Origin of the sequence: Pseudomonas sp. AM8 (genome assembly GCF_036346475.1) — a bacterium.
GTDB lineage: Bacteria > Pseudomonadota > Gammaproteobacteria > Pseudomonadales > Pseudomonadaceae > Aquipseudomonas > Aquipseudomonas marginalis.
Map to the genome: position 1 here is coordinate 167,453 of NZ_JAOTNX010000012.1, position 18,728 is coordinate 186,180.

An 18,728-nucleotide genomic window follows, 5' to 3' on the forward strand; every position below is an offset into this window, starting at 1 on the left:
TTCAAATGGGTACAGTGAAGTAAGCTGCTGCATGAGCTAACGTTCATGCATGCGCTTTTCCTATAACTCGCTGGATCCTGCCCCGATGAGAGACCTGCCGCCTACCGCGACCTTGCGCGCCTTTGAAGTTGCCACCCGCCACCCGACGTTTACTGCAGCCGCACAGGAACTGCATGTGACTCAAAGCGCGGTCAGCCACCAGCTCAAGCACCTTGAGGCGCTTTGGGGGCTGCCGCTGTTTGAACGTGGCAAGGCGTTACGCCTCACGGCAGCGGGGGCTGCGCTGGCGCCCATCGTGCGGGAGTTTTTCATCAGCCTGGAGGCGACTTTGGGTGATCTGCGCGAGCAAAAGGGCCGGGTTCGGCTCAGCGTCAGCACCACCTATTCCTTTGCGCTCAAATGGCTGCTGCCACGCTTGCCGCGTCTGTCTCGCCAGCATCCCGAGCTGCTGGTCTCGCTGGACACCACGGATAAAATCATCCACTTCTCTCACGGCCAGGCTGATGTTGCGATCAGGCTCGGCAAGGGCAATTACCCAGGCCTGCATTCGGAGTTCCTGTTTGGGGAGCAGGTATTTCCCGTGGCCAGTCCCGAATTGCTGCGGCGCGTTGGCACGCCGCAAAGCCCGGCAGACTTGTTGCATTTCCCGCTCCTGACTCGGGATGGCGCCGAGTTGGTGCCAAAGTGGGAGGTGTGGTTTCAAGCCGTCGGGTTGGCCTATTTGCCGCTCCAGGAAAGCGTCAGGTTTGGCGATACCAACATGACGGTCGAGGCGGCTTTGCTCGGCCAGGGCGTTGCATTGGTGCGCAGCGGGCATGTCGAGAACGAAATCAGCGATGGCCGTTTGGTGCGGCTGTTTGATGTGCCGCTTCCATCGCCATTGGCTTACTACTTTGTCTGCCCCAAGGGCATCGAATCCCAGCCGCACATCGCCAGCTTTCGCCAATGGCTGGTCAGCGAGGCACTGAAAGTCCAGCGACCGGATGAGTGAGTCATGAGTCTCCGCTCATGCTGCGCTGAGGAGACTTCGCTTTAGCCCCGGCGCCGGATTGCCTACAGTGGGGCATGCCTACTCATCTCATCCTCCTCGTGCTTTTCGCCGCGCTGCTGCATGCCAGCTGGAATGCGCTGCTGCGTAGCGGCGCCGACCGGCTGTGGTCCATGACGGTGATGTGCATTGCCATCGCCATCGCCAGTGTCGTCGCCGCAGCGTTCATGGTGCCCCCCGCGATTGAAAGCTGGGGCTACGCGGTGCTGTCGGGGTTGCTGCATGTGGGCTACAACCTGTTTCTGGTGCGCAGCTACCGCGTCGGCGACCTGGGGCAGATCTATCCGATTTCACGTGGATCGTCGCCGGTGCTGATCACCTTGGGTGCCGCCGTGTTTGCCGGGGAAAGCATCACGCCTGGCGAGTTGCTCGGTATTGCGCTGGTGTCCGGCGGGATTATTTCGCTGGCCTTCAGAGGGCGCAGTCTGTCGGTTCCCAGCCTGCCCTATGCGCTGGGAACGGGCGGCTTTATCGCGGCCTACAGCGTGGTCGACGGCATCGGCGCCAGGCTCTCCGGTGCGCCGCTTGCCTACACGGTGTGGATGTGCGCGCTGTGGGGCGTGCTGATGCCGGTGGTCTACATCGGCCTGCGCGACACCCGCAGCTTGTTCCGCGTCCGGCCTGGAACAGTGACCGCGTTGGTCGGCGGGCTGGTCTCTTTGCTCGCCTATGGAATGGTCATTTACGCCATGAACGAAGCGCCACTGGGCGCGGTATCCGCATTGCGCGAAACCAGCGTGCTGTTTGCGGCGTTGATCGGCTATGTGTTCCTCGGCGAGACGCTTACCGCACGCCGGATACTGGCATGCGTAGTGATCGCCAGCGGCACCCTCATCATCGGCTGATACAGCCAACGGCTCAGGAGCAATGTTTAATGGTCAATGTCTCGCAGGCACCGCTGATTCTAATCACGGGTGGAAGTCGTGGAGTGGGGGCGGCAACCGCCCGGCTGGCCGCCGAAAGAGGTTATGACGTCGCGATCAGCTACGTTGCCAACCAGTCCGCAGCGCTGGCGGTGGTTGCGGATGTAGAAGCATTGGGGCGCCGGGCGTTGGCGATGCGGGCCGACAGTGCGGACCCGCAACAGGTGGCCGATATGTTCGCGGCCATCGACCGCACGTTCGGTCGCATCGACGTACTGGTCAATAACGCCGGGATGCTCGCACCTCAGTCACGCCTGGAGGCCCTCGGCTTCGAGCGGATGCAGCGCATCTTTGCGGTCAATGCCATCGGGCCAATACTCTGTGCCCAGCAGGCGGTTAAGCGCATGTCTTACCGCTACAACGGCCCAGGCGGGGTGGTGATCAATGTCTCTTCGGCGTCGGCACGCCTCGGCAGCCCCAATGAGTACGTCGACTATGCGGCGTCAAAGGGCGCGCTGGAGACTTTCACCATCGGGTTTGCCAAGGAGGTGGCCCGGGAAGGCATACGCGTTAACTGTATTCGCCCCGGACATATCTATACCGACATGCACGCCAGCGGCGGTGAGCCGGGGCGGGTGGATCGTGTCAAGGACTCGATCCCCATGGGGCGGGGCGGTCAGCCGGAGGAAGTGGCGCGCGCGATTCTATGGCTGGCGAGCGCGGAGGCATCCTTCGTTACCGGTACATTCCTCGACGTAACGGGGGGTAAATGAGTCAAAGGCTCGGATCATCGGCTACCTGCGCTCGGCCTCACGTAACAGCGTGCGGCCTCACCTTGCGACTCAAACCCGGTGTCTTGCCCGTAATGCGCTTGAATGCGCGGCTGAAAGCGGCCTGGGAGGTATAGCCCAAGCGCTGCGCCACCTCTTCAATCGGCAGCCTTTCGAGCGTCAGCCACTGGCTTGCCAGCCGCATTCGCAGTTCGGTGACGTAGCGCAGCGGGGTCATGCCAATCGTCACTTGAAAGCGGTCCGCGAAGGCCGAACGCGAGGTATTGCAGTGCTCGGCCAGCTGCGCAACGGTCCAGTCGCGGCCCGGTTGTTGATGGAGCGCCAGCAGGGCACCGGCCAAGCGTGGATCGCGCAAGGCGGCGACCAGGCCAGAGGCATTCCCGCAGGCGCACTCCACCCACCCGCGAACGACCATGGCGGCCACCACGTCGGCCAACCGCGCGAGGATACCGGCGAAGCCGATACGCGCGGCGCTGACCTCGCGCTCCATGGTGGTCAGGATCGGCACCAGTCCGGGGTAACGCTGGCCGCCGGCATCAATCAGCATCAGTCCCGGCATCAGCCGGCCAAGGCCATGGATACTGCCTAGTTCGAACTCCATGCAACCACTGAACAAAATAGTGCTCGGCGTGGGGCTGGCATCGGTTCCGGTATCCACCGCGCTGACGGTGTCACCTAAGGGCGCGCCGTCCAGGCGGTCGATGTCTTGAACAGGTGCGTCCGGATCGGAAAACAGTTGGTGGGCCGCGCCGTGGGAAATGAACACGGCGTTGCCGGCAGATAAAGCGTAGGTGCTGCCGTCCTCCATTCGCAGCACTGCGTTGCCCACGGCAATGAAGTGGAACCAGGCGTGCCCAGGTTTTTCCGCGAAGCTCAAACCAAAGGTTGGACCTGCCTGGATACGCCGGTATTCGACGCCACGCAGGCGCATGCCGCGCAACAGCTCGTTGATGAGGTCCGAGGAAAGAGCAAATTGATCTGCTGGCATTATTCAGGTGTTTTAGTCAAAAAGTAGAGATTTTTGATCATAGATCATCCAGCTTCCCGCGCCTAGACTTCGGCTCGCCATGAAGATTGGGAGATCCGTGCAATGACTGACTGTGTATGTAACACCGTATCCGACCGCCATTCCGGCGTCGGTGCGGACGTAGAGCCTGCGACGCCCGCGTGGATGGCAGTATTTTCGTTGGCAATGGGCGTATTCGGATTACTGACCGCTGAGTACCTTCCGGCCAGTTTGTTGACGCTGATGGCTAACGATCTGGGGGTGTCCGAAGCGTTGGCTGGCCAGGCGGTGACGGTGACAGCGGTGGTTGCGCTGTTCGCTGGCTTGCTGGTGCCAGGCCTGACCCGCGGCATCGACCGACGCTGGGTGCTGCTGGGTTTTTCCACGTTGATGGTCGCCTCCAATCTGTTGGTCGCCGTTTCCTCCAGCTTCGCGGTGCTGTTGGTGATGCGCATCTTGCTGGGCATTGCCCTTGGCGGGTTCTGGAGCATGGCGGCGGCGGTGGCGATGCGCTTGGTGCCGAGTGCGTTGTTGCCCCGGGCGCTGTCGATCATTTTCAGCGGCATTGCCGTCGGCACGGTCGTGGCTGTGCCGCTGGGCAGCTATCTTGGCGGGCTGTACGGCTGGCGCAGCGCGTTCTTTGCCGCAGCGGCGGTAGGCATGGTGACCCTGGCTTTCCAGTCGTTCACGCTGCCGCGCCTGGCGCCGCGCCGGCCGGCACGCCTGCGCACTGTGCTCGAGGTATTGCAGCGCCCGGGCATCGCCATGGGGATGTTCGGTTGTGTGCTGGTGCACAGCGGCCACTTTGCGATGTTCACTTATGTTCGGCCATTCCTTGAAGGAACGACTGGCATCGGCCCGCAGGGGCTGTCGTTGATGTTGCTGGGTTTTGGCGTGGCGAACTTCGCCGGCACGCTGTTGGCCGGCAGGCTGCTGGAGCGCCACCCGCTGGCCACGCTGGTGTTGATGCCGGCGCTGGTCGGCGTTGCAGCCCTGGCGTTGGTGCTGTTGCCGGCCTCGTTGCCGGGGCAGGCGCTACTGCTGGCGGTCTGGGGCTTGGCCTTTGGTGGTGTGCCGGTGGCGTGGTCGAACTGGGTCGCCAGCGCGGTACCTGACCAGGCGGAAAGTGCCGGAGGGATGGTAGTGGCCTCTGTGCAGTCGGCCATCGCCACGGGCGCTGCCGCTGGCGGTGCAGTGTTCAGCGTCGGTGGCAGCGCAGGCGTATTCGTAGCGGCGGCCGTACTGATGCTGCTGGCCGCGTTGCTGATTGCGCTGCGTGTCCGCGTCCCTTCTGCCCAGGGCGTACGTCAGCCCAAGCCCGCGTTGCACCTTTGATCCGGTTTGCCAAACCGCTTCGATCCCGTTCGTCACCAGGAGATACCCCATGAACAATACGACGTCTCACCAAGGACGCCTCAAATCGTTGCGCGCAGCCGGTATCGGCAATGCGCTCGAATGGTTCGACTGGACCCTGTACGCCACCTTTTCGGTGTACCTGGCAAGCAACCTGTTCGACAAGACCGATGCGCGCTCGGCGATGCTCGCGACCCTTGCGGTGTTTGCGGTTGGCTTTGTCGCACGCCCTGTCGGCGGCTGGTTGTTTGGCCGGCTGAGCGACCGACTGGGGCGCCGGACCATCATGGTGCTCACCATGCTGCTGCTTGCGATCAGCAGCCTGGGCATCGCGCTTATCCCTGACTACCAGAGCATTGGCCTGTATGCGTCGGGCGCGCTGCTGTTTTTCCGGCTGATGCAGGGGCTCGCCCATGGTGGCGAGACAGGGGTGTCCTACACCTATGTCGCCGAGATCGCCCCAAGCAAGCACCGTGGCCTATGGTCAAGTTCCGTCTACGTGGGGGTGACGCTCGGGGTGATGGCGGCAACGGCCGTGGCGGCGACGCTGACCTGGCTGCTGGGGGCCCAGGCCATGGGTGACTACGGCTGGCGGGTCGGCTTCGCCATTGGTGGAGTGCTCGGTATTTACGCGCTGTTTTTGCGCCGCGGTGCGCAGGAATCTCATGTGTTCGTAGAGCAGCAAGGGCAAGCGCGGCCGCCGCGCAAGCTGTCCAGGGGGGAGATGCTACGGGTGGCGCGCAACATCGTCATGCTTGCTGCGGCCGCCAATGTCACTTACTACGCGTGGGTCACGTTTGGCGCTTCGACGGCGATTGCCCAGGGCATGGACGCCACGGGTGCCTATGTGGCCAGTCTGCTCGCGCAGCTCCTCTGTGTGTGCTGGTTGCCGGTCTGCGGGATGGTGTCCGATCGGGTAGGGCGCCGGCCCATGGTTATTGCCTGGGGCCTGGGCGTGATCGTGCTGACCTATCCCCTTTCGATAATGGTGACCACTGAACCCTGGACGCTGTTCCTGGCCCAGGTGCTGGGGCTGGGCGCCTGGTCGCTGATCGCGGCGATTTTCCCTGCTGTGCTGTCCGAGCAGGTGCCGACCCAGGCACGGGCCCAGGGCGTCGGTTTGGTCTCGTCGGTTTCAGTGGCGATCTTTGGCGGCACCGCCCCTTATCTACACAACTATCTCAGCGGCGCCGACCTTGGCTATCTGTACGTCAGCTATGTGATCGGGTTGGGCGTTGTCACCGTCCTGGCAGGGTTTCTTATCGACGAAACAGCGGGCATCGACCTTGCGCACATCAAGGCGCCTGGCGCTCGAGTCAGCGTAAATACATTGGCTGGTCGAGCTGCAGAATCAGCCGATCAAAGGAGTACGACTCAATGAATTCCACAGACCTCAAAAACGCCGCTGCGCGAGGCGAACGCCCGGGTGCCAACGTGACCGTCAGCCAGACTTCGGGCCCACGTCAGGCCGCACGCGAGACCTGGGTCGAAGTCCCTTGCGAGTCGGGCCCGGCGGCCGCCTGGTGCTATTCGGACCGCCGCGCCTATAGCCCGGGTGATTCGGTTTGCCTGTATCTGTCGTCGAACCGCCCGCACGTGCGGCTGCGGATCTATCGTGATGGCGCCATCGCCCGCACGCTGCATACCACCGACAGCCTTGAGGCTCGATTCCACCCCATACCCGAACGTGCCTATGAGCATGGCTGCCAATGGCCTGTCTTCATGCAATGGTCAATTCCGGCGGATGCCGAGCAGGGTGGCTACATAGTGGAAGTGCGGGACGGCGACGACAGCGTCCTCGGGCATCATCTGTTTATCGTCAAGGCGCTGCGCAAGCGTGCCGATGCCTTGGTGCTCGTTGCGGCCACCTCGACGTGGGCTGCTTATAACGACTGGGGCGGAGCCAATCATTACTTTGGCGTTCATCCCGGCACGCCACGTGGCCGCTCACCGTTGCTGTCGGCACAGCGCCCCTGGGCGCGAGGGCAGGTGTGGCTGCCGGCCGACGCGCCACGTTGCGTCAACGCGAGCCGGCCCCGCACGCCAGGGCCGGCGCGCTATGAGTTCATCGAATGGGCCTCCCTTAACGGCTACGCCAAGTACTACGCGCTGGCGGGGTGGGCTTCCTTCGAGAGACCTTTTGTAGTCTGGGCCGAGCAGCAAGGTTATACGGTGCATATCGTGACCCAGGACGATTTGCATCACGACCCCCACGCGCTTGAGGGCTACGCCTGCGCCGTCTTCATCGGGCACGACGAGTACTGGACGCGGGAAATGCGCGACCATGTCGACGCCTTTGTCGAGGAGGGCGGCAAGGTCGCGCGCTTCGCCGGCAATTTCATGTGGCAGATTCGCCTGGAGGATGAAGGCCGGCGGCAGGTGGCCTACAAGTACGACGCCGGTGCGCTCGATCCTGTGGCCGCTACCGAGCCTCATCGGCTAACGGGGGCCTGGGAAGATCCGAGGGTGAATCACCCTGGGGCAACGACGTTCGGGGTGAATGCTCTGCGAGGGATTTACGCCAGCTTTGGAGGCATGGCGCCGCGCAGCCCGCGCGGCTACACAGTCTTCAGGCCCAAGCACTGGGCGTTCCTGGGGACGGGCCTGGGTTACGCGGATATGTTCGCGGACGAAGCCAACATCTTCGGCTATGAGGTGGATGGTCTGGAATACACCTTCGTCGACGGCCTTCCGGAACCGCTCTACACAGACGGGGCGCCCTGCGGATTGCAAATCCTCGCCATGGGCTGGGCGACCAATGCCGAGCATGGCCGGTCCGAGGATGCCTATTCATTCATGCTCGGCGATGGCGATGCGCGGTTTCGTGCTTCCATCCTGGCGCCCGACCTCAGCGACGCCAGCATCGATTTGCATAGCCGCGGGGCCGGCATGGTGGTGCACTTCCACAAAGGTCGAGGCGAGGTGTTTACCGCCGCCACGTGCGAATGGGTGCATGGGCTCATGCAGGCAGACTTCTACACAGTGATGATCACCAACAATGTGCTCGAGCGTTTCCTGCGCAATACGTAACTATTGAGAGCTAGGTCCGCCGCGTGCTTAACCACCGTTGGCGCCGTTGACCTGCCGATGTTTGGAACGACCGTCAATGCCTGTCAGTCTATCTATACCTACTCATTTGGTAAGGTATAGCGCCATGGATAAGACCATCACCGTGGATCAATTGGATACTACCGACCTTGGATCAATCAACGAGATATGGCTCGGCGCAACTCATGCCCAACTGTGCCTATGGCGTGGCGAGCAGGTCTTCACTCACGAGATGATGAGCGAGGGCACCCACGATCAGAATGTCCGACGCCTGTGCGTGCAGTTGGTCAATCCTGATGATCAAGCCGCAGTGGCCCGGGTTGAGATAGTGGTGCGTGAACGGCTGAAAAAGAGTGGGAAGGCTGGCGAGTTTTATCCCGCTGAGGAGGCGGACTCTCATCAATAGTAAAAGGAGTATTGGGCAGGCAGAGAGGTCCTTGGGATTACCCACTTATTTCAGTAACAAGACGGAGCAGACCACTGTTTATGGATATCGAATTTCGCGGTAATGGCATGCGTGAGAACCCGTCTGTAGGTACATGCGATGAGTACGGCGTAAGCGGGATTACCCGCTTTGACGATCTGGCCGAAGCCCATCGTAGGATTGCTGAGTTGCACCCAGGCTTTAAACCTCTGTTCTCGCTCGATGACTTGCACCAAGCCCGCTACACCTCGGGGCATGCGCGCAATAATTCAGGAATGGACGATGCATCGGAGCAGGACATCGCGGCATTACCGCCGGAATGCTTTGAGAATGGTGAATACATTGGCTATCCGACAACGAAAGCGGAATTTGCAATGTGCTTTCGCAATTTCATGAACCTGGTTGCATTCACCTCTTTCGAAGATGCTTGCGCCCATGGCTTGACGCTTGATGAGCAGGCCCTACAGGAGTGGATCGCTTACCAGAACGACCCTGTCTCTCTTCTAGATCAGCCCCTTTCAGCGCTCTTGGTACCCGTTCAGCAGTCGTGCGAGGCACTGGCGGCTTTTCCGAACGGCTATTTCACTTCAGATCTTGATCCTGCAAAGAACTTTGCGGTGGCGCATCATTTTTTACTGGCGCATGGTTATGAACTGATAGGAGTAGGTGCCTCTTACATCGGCTTCATTCGTGCTGAGCCGCCTGACCTGGCCCTGGCTAATCTGGTTGCCAAAGACATTTGTGCGCTCTACAACACTAGCGATGAATACCTACAAGCACGCCACCTCGCAGTCGCCCAGGCGATCTCCGGTCGGACCCATCTTTGGCTGCGTTATGTGGAATGACCGCGATCGTGGCACGTACTTGGCCTTAGTTTGCATTGCTGCAAAATGGCCACGCCTGGCGAGTTGACTGGTATTTCCAACTTGCTCCCTTGCGTGGGATTCAATTTATCAGTCAGGGCGCACGTCGACAGATCCGGAGCAGCTGCGTGGGCACTGGCTAGTCAGATGTTTCCCGGCCTAGCCGCGTGATGCAGGGGGCCTATCGACAAGTTTTGGCCCAAAGCGTATGTGGTCGCAGGCCGGAGGGGTTTTGGGCTGCTGCGCCAGGTATTAAATATCGAGTTCAAGGTGTCGATGCAGTTTATTGCCGATAGCAGGCAAGATGAGGTTACTCAGCGCACCACTAGACCCTGTAATGGATTTGGTCACCCGTTCGGCAGACTTAAATGCTAGCCATTGCTTGGCGACATACTCGAAGGTGCGCTCTTCATTGAGCAACTGTGCCTCGAAGTTGGCGGTCTTGGCCTTGAGCGGGGGGATGTGGTTGGCCGCGTCGCAGCGTGCTTGTCGGGTTCCTAATGTTTTATATCCGTTTATAGAGCCTGGTAGAGTTTTTTTACAAACTCTCGGGGTCCCCAAAAAACATTTTGACTTGGCTCTAGGACAGTACTTTCAGCTTGAAAAAATCGATTTATGCCCCCATTCATGCCCCCAGTTGCGCTGAGTGTGCAAGCGATCGCGATTTGCGATTTCTGACGCGGACCTCGGTGGCCATGTCTGGCATTCAGTGCACCCCCGTATACCGGATGACCAATCCGAATCCGGCAAATCCTTGGTGGTTCGATGAGTCGATATCCTTATTCGAAGTTGCCCGGGCTATCTTTCAGCACCTGTCATGAAATAAGTTGGCTGGCAGAGTGGGGGATAGAGGGAGCGTCTCACCTTCGTTGTTCCTGGCCAGTCATGTCTGTGTCCTGAATCGCTGATCAGTCATTAGACAAGTGCAACTGCACTTCCATGGCGTCATGGAGGAGTCTGACGACCTCGATCACGTCGTCGTTTGCCACACGATAGAACACGATATGGCGTGGGCTTTTGACCGTTCCATGGGTGTGTTTGGCCTGCTGGCGTGAATAGATGAGGTGATAGCTGCGAAGGCCCGGTGCAAGCTCATCGCGGTCGTGGCTGCCAATGCGATAAGGCGTGTCGGCAAGCGCTTGCAGCGCCGCGAGGATCAGCGCCTGGTAGCGCTGGCGTGCTTGATCGCCGAACTGCGTCTGGGAGAGCCTGAGGATGTCGACAATGTCGGCGCGCGCCGCGTTGGAAATCCGGTACTGCGGCATGCTCAGTGTTTCTCTTTCGCGGGGAGGGTGGCCTCAAGGCTCAAGCCCTCGAGGTAGTGCTCCAGATCCCCTTCATTCACCTGAGTAAAGCGCCCACGCTCAAGATCCATGATGCCGATCGAAGTTGCCTGACGCAGTGCCTCAATTTTGGCGGTGTCTTCGGCGACGCGCTGCTCCAGTAAACGCAAACCTTCTCGCATTACTTCGCTGGCATTTTGATAACGGCCTGACTGGACCAGGTCCTGGATAACCTGTTCCTGGTGAGGGGTTAGCACAACGTTTCGCGTCGCCATAATGAGCTCCAGCTTTCGGCAAACAAATTCTTTCGAGCATTGGCATATTATGCCAATTCACCCGCTTGCACATCTTCTGTGATGTGTATCTGACGGACTGGGTCGTACGGAGTCATCCGTTGCGCCAAACATTGACGCGCGCAGAGTCCAAAAAGGGGGATGCTCGCGGGATGTCGGGAGCCGCTTGATTAGTGTGGGCCTTCTGCCTTCAGCTTGGCTAAGCCCTGTTTGATGTGTCCGGCGTTCTCGCCGATCGTTTGAAGCGCGCCACGAACATTGGCGCCAGCTCCCGCCGGCGGCGTGCGGCGGCGTCTTCAACGGCGATAAACAACCCCTCAATCGTAGCGGGGGTTAGCGCACGTGCGGCTTCCACCCCCTCCACAAACCCTTCTGCGCGCTCTTGGGCCAATGCCAAGGTATGCACATCTGCTGCGCGGCCGAGGCGTGCCAGGTGGTTGGCGAGTTTGGTGCGGACCAGATCGGGCATGATGACACCATTGCGCGAGAATACGACGCTCATTCTTTCACCCATTATTGTTGAGGTGAGGGATAACGCCAGGAAGGCGCTTCCTGATCGAATTAGCGGTCACTGCGTAAAACCACCGCTGTGGGGGTTGGTCTACCAGCGCAGGGGGGACTGGTTTTCACCGGCCCACAAAAAAGCCCCCACACTGGCTTCAAGTGTAGGGGCCTTTTGAACATAAGCGGCGCTATTCGATGTCACACGAATTTAGATTCACGCAAAAACTGACTACGACTCAGCCTAATTTTACGTTCATTGTAATTTTTGCCGTGAAGACCTTCACGCCGGCTTCATCGTACACGTCGACCGGAACGATCTTATCCCCACCAGTAGCCCAGTCAATTTCACTGCCGTCAGCAACAGCACGAATACTCGACTTTGCCTTGGCCAGGTATTCCACAGTCATACCTTTAGGAATCCATTTGCCCCCCGGAGGGATTGAAGCATCGGTCATCATCCCCCCCGCCAACTCTGCTGCATTGCACAGAGCAATCGCGTGAACAGATGAAAGATGATTCGTGATTTCCTTGCGAAACGGCACGTTCACCACAGAGCGACCTGGTTTCAATTCGGAAATCTCCGGAGAGATAGTACTGAAATAAGGTGCCATCTGACACGCTAGATTGCTGAACGCGGCTGGACCTACACTATTGAACATGCTCAGAGCTTGGCTCATGGAAAATCCTCAGAATTAAACAGAATAATGTTCTGTTGTAGAACACTATTCTGTAAAATGTCGCCGCGTCAAGACGTGCTTTTGATAGCTTGGCTGACTAACTTAAAAATCTGCTCATTTGGCGTTTTTCCCATGCAATCACCAGATCTGATCGAGCGTACATACCCTGGAAGGCGCAGTGATCTCAAACGCACCATTCTCCGGAAAGCACTCATTAGCTTTAACGAATTAGGGATTGAGGCCACGACAATTGAGCACGTCCGTGTTGCGTGCGAGACAAGCGTGGGTGCGATCTATCACCATTTTGGTAATAAGGATGGCCTTATTGCGGCTCTCTTCTTTGCAGCTCTTGAAGACCAAGCGTCACTGCGGAGCGCCTATCTGGAAGACGCTGATACTGCTGAGTCTGGCGTAACGGCGTTAGTGTTCAGCTTCGTTGACTGGGTCGACGAACAACCAGAGTGGGCCCGCTTTGTTTTCCAGAGTCGATTTGCCGTTATGAGCGGTCCGTTCAAGGGTGAACTGATTTCACGCAACAAAAAGCGCAATCAACAACTGTTGGAATGGATGGAGAGGGAAGATCTAAAGGCCTGTTTCGGCCACTTGCCGGTGGAGCTGATACCGTCCCTGATCGTGGGTGCAGCAGAAAATTACTCCCGCGCCTGGCTTTCAGGCAGGGTTAAAAAAAGCCCAAAGCACCATCGCGTGTTGCTTGCAAAAGCTGCCTGGAATTCACTGGTCGCATTATAATCAGCAGCCATTGCCCTGTTCAGTCGGGCTTTGCAAACTTCGGTTTCATGGTGGGTAGCGTCGAGTTTGTTTTGTGTCTTGGGCCTTGGGGCTGTTGGCGCTTGCCTGGTTGCTGAGAACGCTGACTACACCAACGCGGTACAGCTGGATGTTGGACACCAGGCCTGTCGAGCTGTAGTGATTGCGCAGGTTCAACTCCGACCGCGACTTGCTTTCGCTGAAGGTGCAGCCGGCGACGAAGCCCAGGGTGGGCAAGGTCGGCCGAGAAAGCCTTGACCCGCCCGGGCGGGGGGGAGGCTACAATGTCATGCTTGACACGCAGCAGTTTCACGAGTGTCGAGAACCCGGTACCTATCAGCGGGAGGACCGGCAACGACTCGCTAGTGCGCTCGATGGCGACGATGTCTTCGTGCGCGTCAGGCTTCTGCACCGACCTGGTTTTCGGCTTCGACGCCTCGTCGATGGGCCGCCAGGAGCGGATGGACATATCGGCGATGAGAATTAGGCTGCGACCTTTACCGTCCTGTTGGCCACTGCCGTTGTAAGCGCCAATATCCAACTACCCCTTGTATGGGGTGCTAGGGGTCGAGTGTTCGAATCACTCCGTCCCGACCATATATTTCAATGACTTAGCCCAACCCGAAAAGGTTGGGCTTTTTCATGCCTACTAAATTACTCCCACATTTACTCCCACGGAGAATCTGTACCCTCGCAATAAAGAGCACTCGCTAATCCGCCTCATCTCTTCAGCTGAACATCTCGTTGATTTCCGTATCAGCACGGCCCAAGGATTTCATCGAGATGTTGCCTGCTTCGTTTTCACCAACGTGCCAGAGCGAAAATTTCGGAAGGTTGAGCCAGGCCGGACGCTGTGCCGCGACTGGAAACGCCGAGCGGGTTTCATAGGTAGCTGCACCGTCGATAATCGAAACCAGCGCAATACCGTGAGCTTTGGCATATTTGATCGCTCCTGATTGAAATCCTGATGTGGTGAACAGCATTCCTTTATGAGCGCCCACAGATCTGACCTTGTCGTGCAGCACTTGAACCAACTCTCGTTCGACTGCGCTACGGTATTTTTTGCACTCAATCAGAACCTTGAATTCGGCGCCTCCAAAGGCTTGGAATTTCGCTAGTACGTCGATCTGGTAGGTTGAATCGTAGCTCTCCACCTTCGCGTCATGAGTCACCTCTAGCGAGGTCAGCTCACCACCTTGCTTGAGGATCCAGTCCCTGACCAACCGCTCAAATTCAGTGGCTGTGATTTCGAGATAGGAGTTCGCCATTGGTGGAAACATTTGTCGTCCTTAAACTGAGAGATTGCCCGTCCAGCTTGCGGCTAGTGGGTAAATTTAGTGCGACGGCGCGCAACTTGAGGTGTTGGGTTGGCATGACAGGAGAGCCATGCCCTCCATAAAAGAAATATAGCCCTATGCCATTCAAACTCACTAGGATGAGTTAAATTCGCCTAGCAAGGTCAGTGGTGCCCCGCGAGCTCTTAGCGCTTGGGGTTCGCTGAAGCGTACGGACAGCTTAGCGGAGTGAGCTCATGCTCGAGAAAATCATAAGCATCGACAACGTCGGGGTTCTGAAAAAAGCAGCTCAGCGACCTGTCGAGCTTCAGAAAGTCAGTCTAATTTATGCCGATAACGCTAGGGGGAAGTCGACGTTGTCGTCTGTGCTACTAGCCTGCTCTACTTTCGATGCCAAGGATGTCTCAGATGATCGCGCCGAAGTCGTCCGCAGGCTGCCGTCCCGATCTAGTGGCTCGCGGGATGCCGAACTCCGCCTCGCCGCCCGTTATCTCGGTGACCTTCCGATATCTCGGGTACTGCCTAATACCGATCCCGAGGTGGCCACATTTTGCAGCGAGGTCGAGCGGGCGCTCGCCGGCTCTGCGAAGGCGAACTACCTATCGGTGCAGAGCGCAGTTGACCGTCACCGGGATCCCGACGACGCTCTTTCGCTTGCGGATTTTGATTTTATCCATTTCCCATGGTGGTCATGCGCCGATGGTGGACTTCCGTGATTCGTCATGGCTGGGGGAGATCATCAATCTCGCCTACGAACACAAGGTCGTACTGTCTCTGATCTGCCATGCCACGATTGCTATCGCCTCGGCGGCTTTGCACATTGACGAGTGCAGCAGTCCATGCGCAGTCCCGGACTATCCGTTCCGCGGTGCAAAGCTGACCACGGTATCGAAATTTGGGGGGCTAATAGCACTCACCCCAACTAGCCAAAGATCCCTGGCAAGAAGCCCCGGTTGCCGTAATATCTCGACGAAGAGCTGAGGACGTCGGGCTACAACGTGCTGCTGTCGATCAATCCGGCCGCTGCGCAGGTGGTTTGGGAACCGCACCTCCGTCTGCTGACGTCCAACGGCCCCTATTCAATGGATATCCATGTGACCCGATTGCGTGAAGCCGTAAGATAATATTAACGAATACCGCCGGGGCGAGCTGCCACCCGGAATACTATCTGCCCCCGCATTCCCGTTGCTGTATATGCAGGCAGCGGTGCGCTGATGCTACGACAAGCAACTTTGCGGTGGTACGCCCGATGCCGCGTCGGTGCAGATAATGATGGCTACTTTTCCATTGCTTGTACGGACCGGGAACATCGTTTAAGCATGCACGGGGATGTGTTGAGCCTTCTGGCAACGAACAGGCTTGGACGGCACGGATCGCCGGAAGACGACGTCGTGTCGGTCGTCCTTTTCCTCACGGCTACAGGCTTGCGCCGTACAGCAGGATCATCAAAAACGAACGCAGAGCGGCAGCCCAGCGTGCCGCCGCCGACTATCTCACGACCATAGGCAGGTCAACTTTAACTCGAGTTAAGCCCGGCGCCGCCAATTTATCTGATCGGGGGATGGCTCCTACCGGAATTCTGCCGCTCGCGCCGCCATTGTCCAGGTGACACGCCGGTCGCGGCTTTGAAAGCGCGGCTGAGTGCGATGTCGCTGCCGTATCCCGTCTGCTCCGCCGCAGCCGCGATGGAGTGGCCGGCAGCGAGAATGAGTTTGGCGCGATAAATGCGCCACGTGGCAATGTAGGTCAGCGGCGGCACTCCGACGATCGACTTGAACAATGCCGCGAAGGTGGAGCGCGACATCCCGGTGTTGCGGGCAAGCTGGTCCAGCGTCCACGGGTGCGCCAGATCGGCATGGATTCGCCGCAGTGTTTGTGCCAATTGGCGATGGCTCATTCCAGCGAGCCAACCCTCTGGCATGGTGCCCTCGGAACTGGCCCAGGTTCGGATCGCCTGAATGAACAGCACGTCTAGTAGGCGTCCCACGACATAGGAGCCGCCAAGCGATGTCTGCGCCTCCTCCGCCCCGATCTGTTCGAGGATCGAGACCATTCGCCCCGCGTCGGACTTGGGCATCGCGATATGGACGGCATCGGGCAACAACGCCGACAAGGGCTCGCCTGCGGCGTGGTTGAACGTGAACAAGGTCGAGAAGAACTCACACGCTTCGCCGTCCCCGCCGAAGGAAACTGTCTCGCCAGTCACATGATCGGCGATCTGCCAGCAGGGAACTGCGACACGGTCCGGCGTATCGCCCAATATTCCGGTGACCCCCTGCTTGATGATCAGGCAGTCGCCTTCCTGGACGACGACCGGCGAATGGCCTACGTGGGTGAACCAGCCTCGGCCCTTGGCGACGACGACAAGTCGTGCCTGACCACCGCTGTCGAACGAGATCGCCCAGGGCGCATGAGCGCGCATCCTGACAAATAACGAACTCTCCAGCTGCATAGCGCTGAGGACGGAATCAAAGGGGTGCATGACGATCTCGGACGATGGGTTAAAAAACGCATACTCCAGGCAATAGATGGTCCGGTCAAGCTTCGCCATACTCCTGCCACAATTTGGAGGATACATATGAAGATCTATCGTTTGCAGACCATCGGTTCAATCGACGGCTTGGAGTTGTGCGAGGAGCTCACGCCCCGGCCAGGACCGGGTGAAGTCCTAGTTAAAATCAAGGCGACCTCGCTCAACTTCCGCGACCTTACAATCGTTTACGGCTGGTCGCCTTTTCCCCTCGAAGACGGGCGCGTGCAGCTGTCCGACGCTGCCGGTGTTGTCGAGGCAATCGGCTCGGGAGTCACCCGTTTCGCGGTCGGCGACCGAGTTACAAACAACTTCATGCCTGGCTGGTATGCTGGACCGTTTCGCGAGTTCGCATCGCAATATGGCACCCAAATAGATGGCTGGATGGCCGAGTACCGCACGATTGATCAAAACGAGTTAGTTGCTATTCCCGATTCGATCAGCTTCGAGGATGCCGCGACGCTGCCGTGCGCTGCAGTCACCGCCTGGAATGCAGTCGCCGGAGTCGGACCGCAACATCGCGTGCTCACCCAGGGAACCGGCGGCGTGTCGCTGTTTGCGCTCCAGTTTGCCAAGGCGCGCGGTGCCGAGGTGATCGCGACAACCTCGTCGCCCGAGAAGGCGGAGCGGCTGCTTGCCTTGGGTGCCGACCATGTCATCAACTATGCCGAAAACCCCAATTGGGGCGAGCAGGCGAAGGCACTCACCGGCGGGCGCGGCGTCGATCGTGTGGTTGAGGTTGGCGGCCCCGGCACCTTTGCCCAGTCGCTGAAGGCAGTCGCGCTCAGCGGCCAGGTGTCGATGGTCGGCGTGCTGGCGGAGGGCGAGATGCCGGGTTACCTCGACATGTTTCTCACCTTCGCGCGGTTCCAGACGATCGCGACTGGTAACCGCCAAGACCTGGAGGACGTGATCGCTGCTGTCGCACAGAATGGCATCCGTCCTGTGATCGACAGCTGCTTCACCTTCGACGACGGCAAAGCCGCGTTCGAACATTTCGGCAAGCGCAACGTCTTTGGCAAGGTCGTCATCACCAACGAAGGCTGAGAGATCAACTTTCCAGAGCCTTAGGTGTCACCCAGAAGGCAATCGTAACGGTGCCGGTGCGACGCGCTTATCGCACCGTGTCCGCAAGGAGTACATCAAATGGGAAAACTTACTGGCAAAGTAGCTTTAGTCACCGGCGGTGGTAGTGGCATCGGCCTTACCTCAGCGAAGTTGTTCGCCCAAGAAGGCGCAAGGGGCGTCATCATCGGCCGCACTAAATCTTCCTTTGATGAAGCAGCCGCCGGGGTCGGTGGTCCTTAACGCCTCAGTACGTACAACTAAGGCTCCCCGCTGCATTCGGTCTATGCCGCAACCAAGGCGGCGACACGCTCTTTTGACCGAAGCTGGACGACGGACCCTCAAGGACCGGAACATCCGCGTCAACTCGCTCAGCCCCCGGTCTGTCGAGACTCCGATCTTCGGGAATCGGGGGCGTTCCGGCTGAGAGAACATTGAGATGAGTAGGGCGCTGACATCGTGCTTCATCTGCTTAAACGCTTTTAGGTTTTCGACCGCGCGAGCTTGGCTTCACCGGCACGCTTTTCCCGTACTCGCTCCACCATAACGCGAGTGCCTCCATTGTCGGCCCGAGCGCACGGGCCTTGGCCGTCATCTCATATTCGACGCGCGGGGGCACCTCCGCGAAGACTGTTCGCGACACCAGACCATCGTTTTCGAGCTCACGAAGTTGTGCCGTCAACATGTGCTGGGTGATGCCGCTGATCGCCTTGCGAAGTTCTCCAAAGCGATAGATTCGCTGGTTCAACAACCACATGATTTCCAGCTTCCACTTGCCTGAGAGCAGCGCAAATGCACGGCGCATTTCCTCGTGCATATTGATCTCATCGTCATCAATAGTCTGGTTTTCCATACTAAGCACCACTTTTTCATCCTACTTGTAGCTTTTCATATTAGGCGACATCTTTGACCTAAGT

21 protein-coding genes are annotated in these 18,728 nt (G+C 58.8%); 12 read left to right on the top strand and 9 right to left on the bottom strand.

Translation table 11 applies throughout. The features are described 5' to 3' along the window. Positions 1–85 precede the first annotated feature (85 nt). The 3 genes from gcvA (at position 86) to V3W40_RS25905 (ending at position 2,684) form a co-directional block, all read left to right on the top strand. Complete coding sequence (gene gcvA, locus V3W40_RS25895; RefSeq protein ID WP_092485540.1) at positions 86–991, top strand: transcriptional regulator GcvA; 906 nt, start codon at positions 86–88, stop codon at positions 989–991. 74 nt (positions 992–1,065) lie between these two features. Continuing rightward, positions 1,066–1,893 carry a DMT family transporter gene (locus tag V3W40_RS25900; protein WP_065927675.1) on the top strand — a complete coding sequence of 276 codons (828 nt, stop codon included), beginning with the start codon at positions 1,066–1,068 and terminating at the stop codon, positions 1,891–1,893. A 29-nt stretch (positions 1,894–1,922) separates the two neighbouring features. Beyond that, positions 1,923–2,684: an SDR family oxidoreductase gene (locus V3W40_RS25905; protein ID WP_065948722.1), complete on the top strand. Its 762-nt coding sequence runs from the start codon at positions 1,923–1,925 to the stop codon at positions 2,682–2,684. 37 nt (positions 2,685–2,721) lie between these two features. Here V3W40_RS25905 and V3W40_RS25910 read toward each other — a convergent pair whose 3' ends face one another. Beyond that, positions 2,722–3,690: an AraC family transcriptional regulator gene (locus V3W40_RS25910; RefSeq protein ID WP_065927673.1), complete on the bottom strand. Its 969-nt coding sequence runs from the start codon at positions 3,688–3,690 to the stop codon at positions 2,722–2,724. A 102-nt stretch (positions 3,691–3,792) separates the two neighbouring features. On the opposite strand from V3W40_RS25910, the gene V3W40_RS25915 reads away from it, so the two are divergent. The 5 genes from V3W40_RS25915 to V3W40_RS25935 all read left to right on the top strand — a co-directional run bounded on the left by V3W40_RS25915 (position 3,793) and on the right by V3W40_RS25935 (position 9,378). Beyond that, on the top strand, positions 3,793–5,043 hold the full coding sequence (locus V3W40_RS25915; protein WP_330215882.1) for an MFS transporter: 1,251 nt from the start codon (positions 3,793–3,795) through the stop codon (positions 5,041–5,043). Positions 5,044–5,092: 49 nt separating this feature from the next. Further along, positions 5,093–6,442 (top strand): MFS transporter, encoded by a 1,350-nt coding sequence (locus tag V3W40_RS25920; protein WP_065927671.1) that lies wholly within the window; start codon positions 5,093–5,095, stop codon positions 6,440–6,442. Next, a complete protein-coding gene (locus tag V3W40_RS25925) occupies positions 6,439–8,091 on the top strand; it encodes a N,N-dimethylformamidase beta subunit family domain-containing protein (protein WP_330215883.1) in 1,653 nt (550 codons plus the stop codon). The genes V3W40_RS25920 and V3W40_RS25925 overlap by 4 nt, the downstream gene beginning before the upstream one ends. 124 nt (positions 8,092–8,215) lie before the next feature. Next, positions 8,216–8,515 carry a hypothetical protein gene (locus V3W40_RS25930; RefSeq protein WP_330215884.1) on the top strand — a complete coding sequence of 100 codons (300 nt, stop codon included), beginning with the start codon at positions 8,216–8,218 and terminating at the stop codon, positions 8,513–8,515. 80 nt (positions 8,516–8,595) lie between these two features. Further along, on the top strand, positions 8,596–9,378 hold the full coding sequence (locus tag V3W40_RS25935) for a hypothetical protein (protein ID WP_330215885.1): 783 nt from the start codon (positions 8,596–8,598) through the stop codon (positions 9,376–9,378). A 926-nt stretch (positions 9,379–10,304) separates the two neighbouring features. Here V3W40_RS25935 and V3W40_RS25940 read toward each other — a convergent pair. The 4 genes from V3W40_RS25940 to V3W40_RS25955 form a co-directional block, all read right to left on the bottom strand. Then, positions 10,305–10,661, bottom strand: coding sequence for a type II toxin-antitoxin system RelE/ParE family toxin (locus V3W40_RS25940; RefSeq protein WP_330215886.1), 357 nt, complete (start codon positions 10,659–10,661; stop codon positions 10,305–10,307). A 2-nt stretch (positions 10,662–10,663) separates the two neighbouring features. Then, positions 10,664–10,954: a type II toxin-antitoxin system ParD family antitoxin gene (locus V3W40_RS25945; RefSeq protein WP_330215887.1), complete on the bottom strand. Its 291-nt coding sequence runs from the start codon at positions 10,952–10,954 to the stop codon at positions 10,664–10,666. A gap of 217 nt (positions 10,955–11,171) precedes the next feature. Beyond that, the gene (locus V3W40_RS25950; RefSeq protein ID WP_330215888.1) at positions 11,172–11,474 is read right to left on the bottom strand and encodes a hypothetical protein; all 303 of its coding nucleotides are present in this window, start codon (positions 11,472–11,474) and stop codon (positions 11,172–11,174) included. A gap of 238 nt (positions 11,475–11,712) precedes the next feature. Beyond that, positions 11,713–12,153 (bottom strand): hotdog fold domain-containing protein, encoded by a 441-nt coding sequence (locus V3W40_RS25955; RefSeq protein WP_122555234.1) that lies wholly within the window; start codon positions 12,151–12,153, stop codon positions 11,713–11,715. A gap of 132 nt (positions 12,154–12,285) precedes the next feature. Between V3W40_RS25955 and V3W40_RS25960 the strand changes: the two genes are divergently transcribed. Continuing rightward, positions 12,286–12,903, top strand: a complete 618-nt coding sequence (locus tag V3W40_RS25960; protein WP_122555235.1) for a TetR/AcrR family transcriptional regulator — start codon at positions 12,286–12,288, stop codon at positions 12,901–12,903. 45 nt (positions 12,904–12,948) lie between these two features. Here the strand turns inward: V3W40_RS25960 and V3W40_RS25965 are convergent, their stop codons facing one another. Together V3W40_RS25965 and V3W40_RS25970 are read right to left on the bottom strand one after the other, a co-directional pair. Further along, positions 12,949–13,158 (bottom strand): hypothetical protein, encoded by a 210-nt coding sequence (locus V3W40_RS25965; RefSeq protein ID WP_442962867.1) that lies wholly within the window; start codon positions 13,156–13,158, stop codon positions 12,949–12,951. A gap of 491 nt (positions 13,159–13,649) precedes the next feature. After that, positions 13,650–14,201, bottom strand: a complete 552-nt coding sequence (locus tag V3W40_RS25970; RefSeq protein ID WP_112196231.1) for a restriction endonuclease — start codon at positions 14,199–14,201, stop codon at positions 13,650–13,652. A gap of 251 nt (positions 14,202–14,452) precedes the next feature. Here V3W40_RS25970 and V3W40_RS25975 point away from each other — a divergent pair, with 251 nt between their 5' ends. Then, entirely contained in the window at positions 14,453–14,932 is a 480-nt protein-coding gene (locus V3W40_RS25975; protein ID WP_330215889.1) for a hypothetical protein, read from the top strand. A gap of 830 nt (positions 14,933–15,762) precedes the next feature. On the opposite strand, the gene V3W40_RS25980 is transcribed toward V3W40_RS25975, so the two are convergent. Next, a complete protein-coding gene (locus V3W40_RS25980; RefSeq protein WP_177120890.1) occupies positions 15,763–16,767 on the bottom strand; it encodes an AraC family transcriptional regulator in 1,005 nt (334 codons plus the stop codon). 27 nt (positions 16,768–16,794) lie between these two features. On the opposite strand from V3W40_RS25980, the gene V3W40_RS25985 reads away from it, so the two are divergent. Further along, on the top strand, positions 16,795–17,793 hold the full coding sequence (locus V3W40_RS25985; RefSeq protein ID WP_068933249.1) for a zinc-dependent alcohol dehydrogenase family protein: 999 nt from the start codon (positions 16,795–16,797) through the stop codon (positions 17,791–17,793). 99 nt (positions 17,794–17,892) lie between these two features. Then, on the top strand, positions 17,893–18,054 hold the full coding sequence (locus tag V3W40_RS25990) for an SDR family NAD(P)-dependent oxidoreductase (protein ID WP_177120892.1): 162 nt from the start codon (positions 17,893–17,895) through the stop codon (positions 18,052–18,054). Between the two features lie 229 nt (positions 18,055–18,283). On the opposite strand, the gene V3W40_RS25995 is transcribed toward V3W40_RS25990, so the two are convergent. Continuing rightward, a complete protein-coding gene (locus tag V3W40_RS25995) occupies positions 18,284–18,664 on the bottom strand; it encodes a winged helix-turn-helix transcriptional regulator (RefSeq protein WP_177120893.1) in 381 nt (126 codons plus the stop codon). Positions 18,665–18,728: the final 64 nt, after the last annotated feature.

What these genes read in the sequence shown, in the direction of transcription:
- gcvA (WP_092485540.1), top strand. Translation starts at nt 86, where the DNA reads ATGAGAGACCTGCCGCCTACCGCGACCTTGCGCGCCTTTGAAGTTGCC.
- V3W40_RS25900 (WP_065927675.1), top strand. Translation starts at nt 1,066, where the DNA reads ATGCCTACTCATCTCATCCTCCTCGTGCTTTTCGCCGCGCTGCTGCAT.
- V3W40_RS25905 (WP_065948722.1), top strand. Translation starts at nt 1,923, where the DNA reads ATGGTCAATGTCTCGCAGGCACCGCTGATTCTAATCACGGGTGGAAGT.
- V3W40_RS25910 (WP_065927673.1), bottom strand. Translation starts at nt 3,690, where the DNA reads ATGCCAGCAGATCAATTTGCTCTTTCCTCGGACCTCATCAACGAGCTG.
- V3W40_RS25915 (WP_330215882.1), top strand. Translation starts at nt 3,793, where the DNA reads ATGACTGACTGTGTATGTAACACCGTATCCGACCGCCATTCCGGCGTC.
- V3W40_RS25920 (WP_065927671.1), top strand. Translation starts at nt 5,093, where the DNA reads ATGAACAATACGACGTCTCACCAAGGACGCCTCAAATCGTTGCGCGCA.
- V3W40_RS25925 (WP_330215883.1), top strand. Translation starts at nt 6,439, where the DNA reads ATGAATTCCACAGACCTCAAAAACGCCGCTGCGCGAGGCGAACGCCCG.
- V3W40_RS25930 (WP_330215884.1), top strand. Translation starts at nt 8,216, where the DNA reads ATGGATAAGACCATCACCGTGGATCAATTGGATACTACCGACCTTGGA.
- V3W40_RS25935 (WP_330215885.1), top strand. Translation starts at nt 8,596, where the DNA reads ATGGATATCGAATTTCGCGGTAATGGCATGCGTGAGAACCCGTCTGTA.
- V3W40_RS25940 (WP_330215886.1), bottom strand. Translation starts at nt 10,661, where the DNA reads ATGCCGCAGTACCGGATTTCCAACGCGGCGCGCGCCGACATTGTCGAC.
- V3W40_RS25945 (WP_330215887.1), bottom strand. Translation starts at nt 10,954, where the DNA reads ATGGCGACGCGAAACGTTGTGCTAACCCCTCACCAGGAACAGGTTATC.
- V3W40_RS25950 (WP_330215888.1), bottom strand. Translation starts at nt 11,474, where the DNA reads ATGAGCGTCGTATTCTCGCGCAATGGTGTCATCATGCCCGATCTGGTC.
- V3W40_RS25955 (WP_122555234.1), bottom strand. Translation starts at nt 12,153, where the DNA reads ATGAGCCAAGCTCTGAGCATGTTCAATAGTGTAGGTCCAGCCGCGTTC.
- V3W40_RS25960 (WP_122555235.1), top strand. Translation starts at nt 12,286, where the DNA reads ATGCAATCACCAGATCTGATCGAGCGTACATACCCTGGAAGGCGCAGT.
- V3W40_RS25970 (WP_112196231.1), bottom strand. Translation starts at nt 14,201, where the DNA reads ATGTTTCCACCAATGGCGAACTCCTATCTCGAAATCACAGCCACTGAA.
- V3W40_RS25975 (WP_330215889.1), top strand. Translation starts at nt 14,453, where the DNA reads ATGCTCGAGAAAATCATAAGCATCGACAACGTCGGGGTTCTGAAAAAA.
- V3W40_RS25980 (WP_177120890.1), bottom strand. Translation starts at nt 16,767, where the DNA reads ATGGCGAAGCTTGACCGGACCATCTATTGCCTGGAGTATGCGTTTTTT.
- V3W40_RS25985 (WP_068933249.1), top strand. Translation starts at nt 16,795, where the DNA reads ATGAAGATCTATCGTTTGCAGACCATCGGTTCAATCGACGGCTTGGAG.
- V3W40_RS25990 (WP_177120892.1), top strand. Translation starts at nt 17,893, where the DNA reads ATGGGAAAACTTACTGGCAAAGTAGCTTTAGTCACCGGCGGTGGTAGT.
- V3W40_RS25995 (WP_177120893.1), bottom strand. Translation starts at nt 18,664, where the DNA reads ATGGAAAACCAGACTATTGATGACGATGAGATCAATATGCACGAGGAA.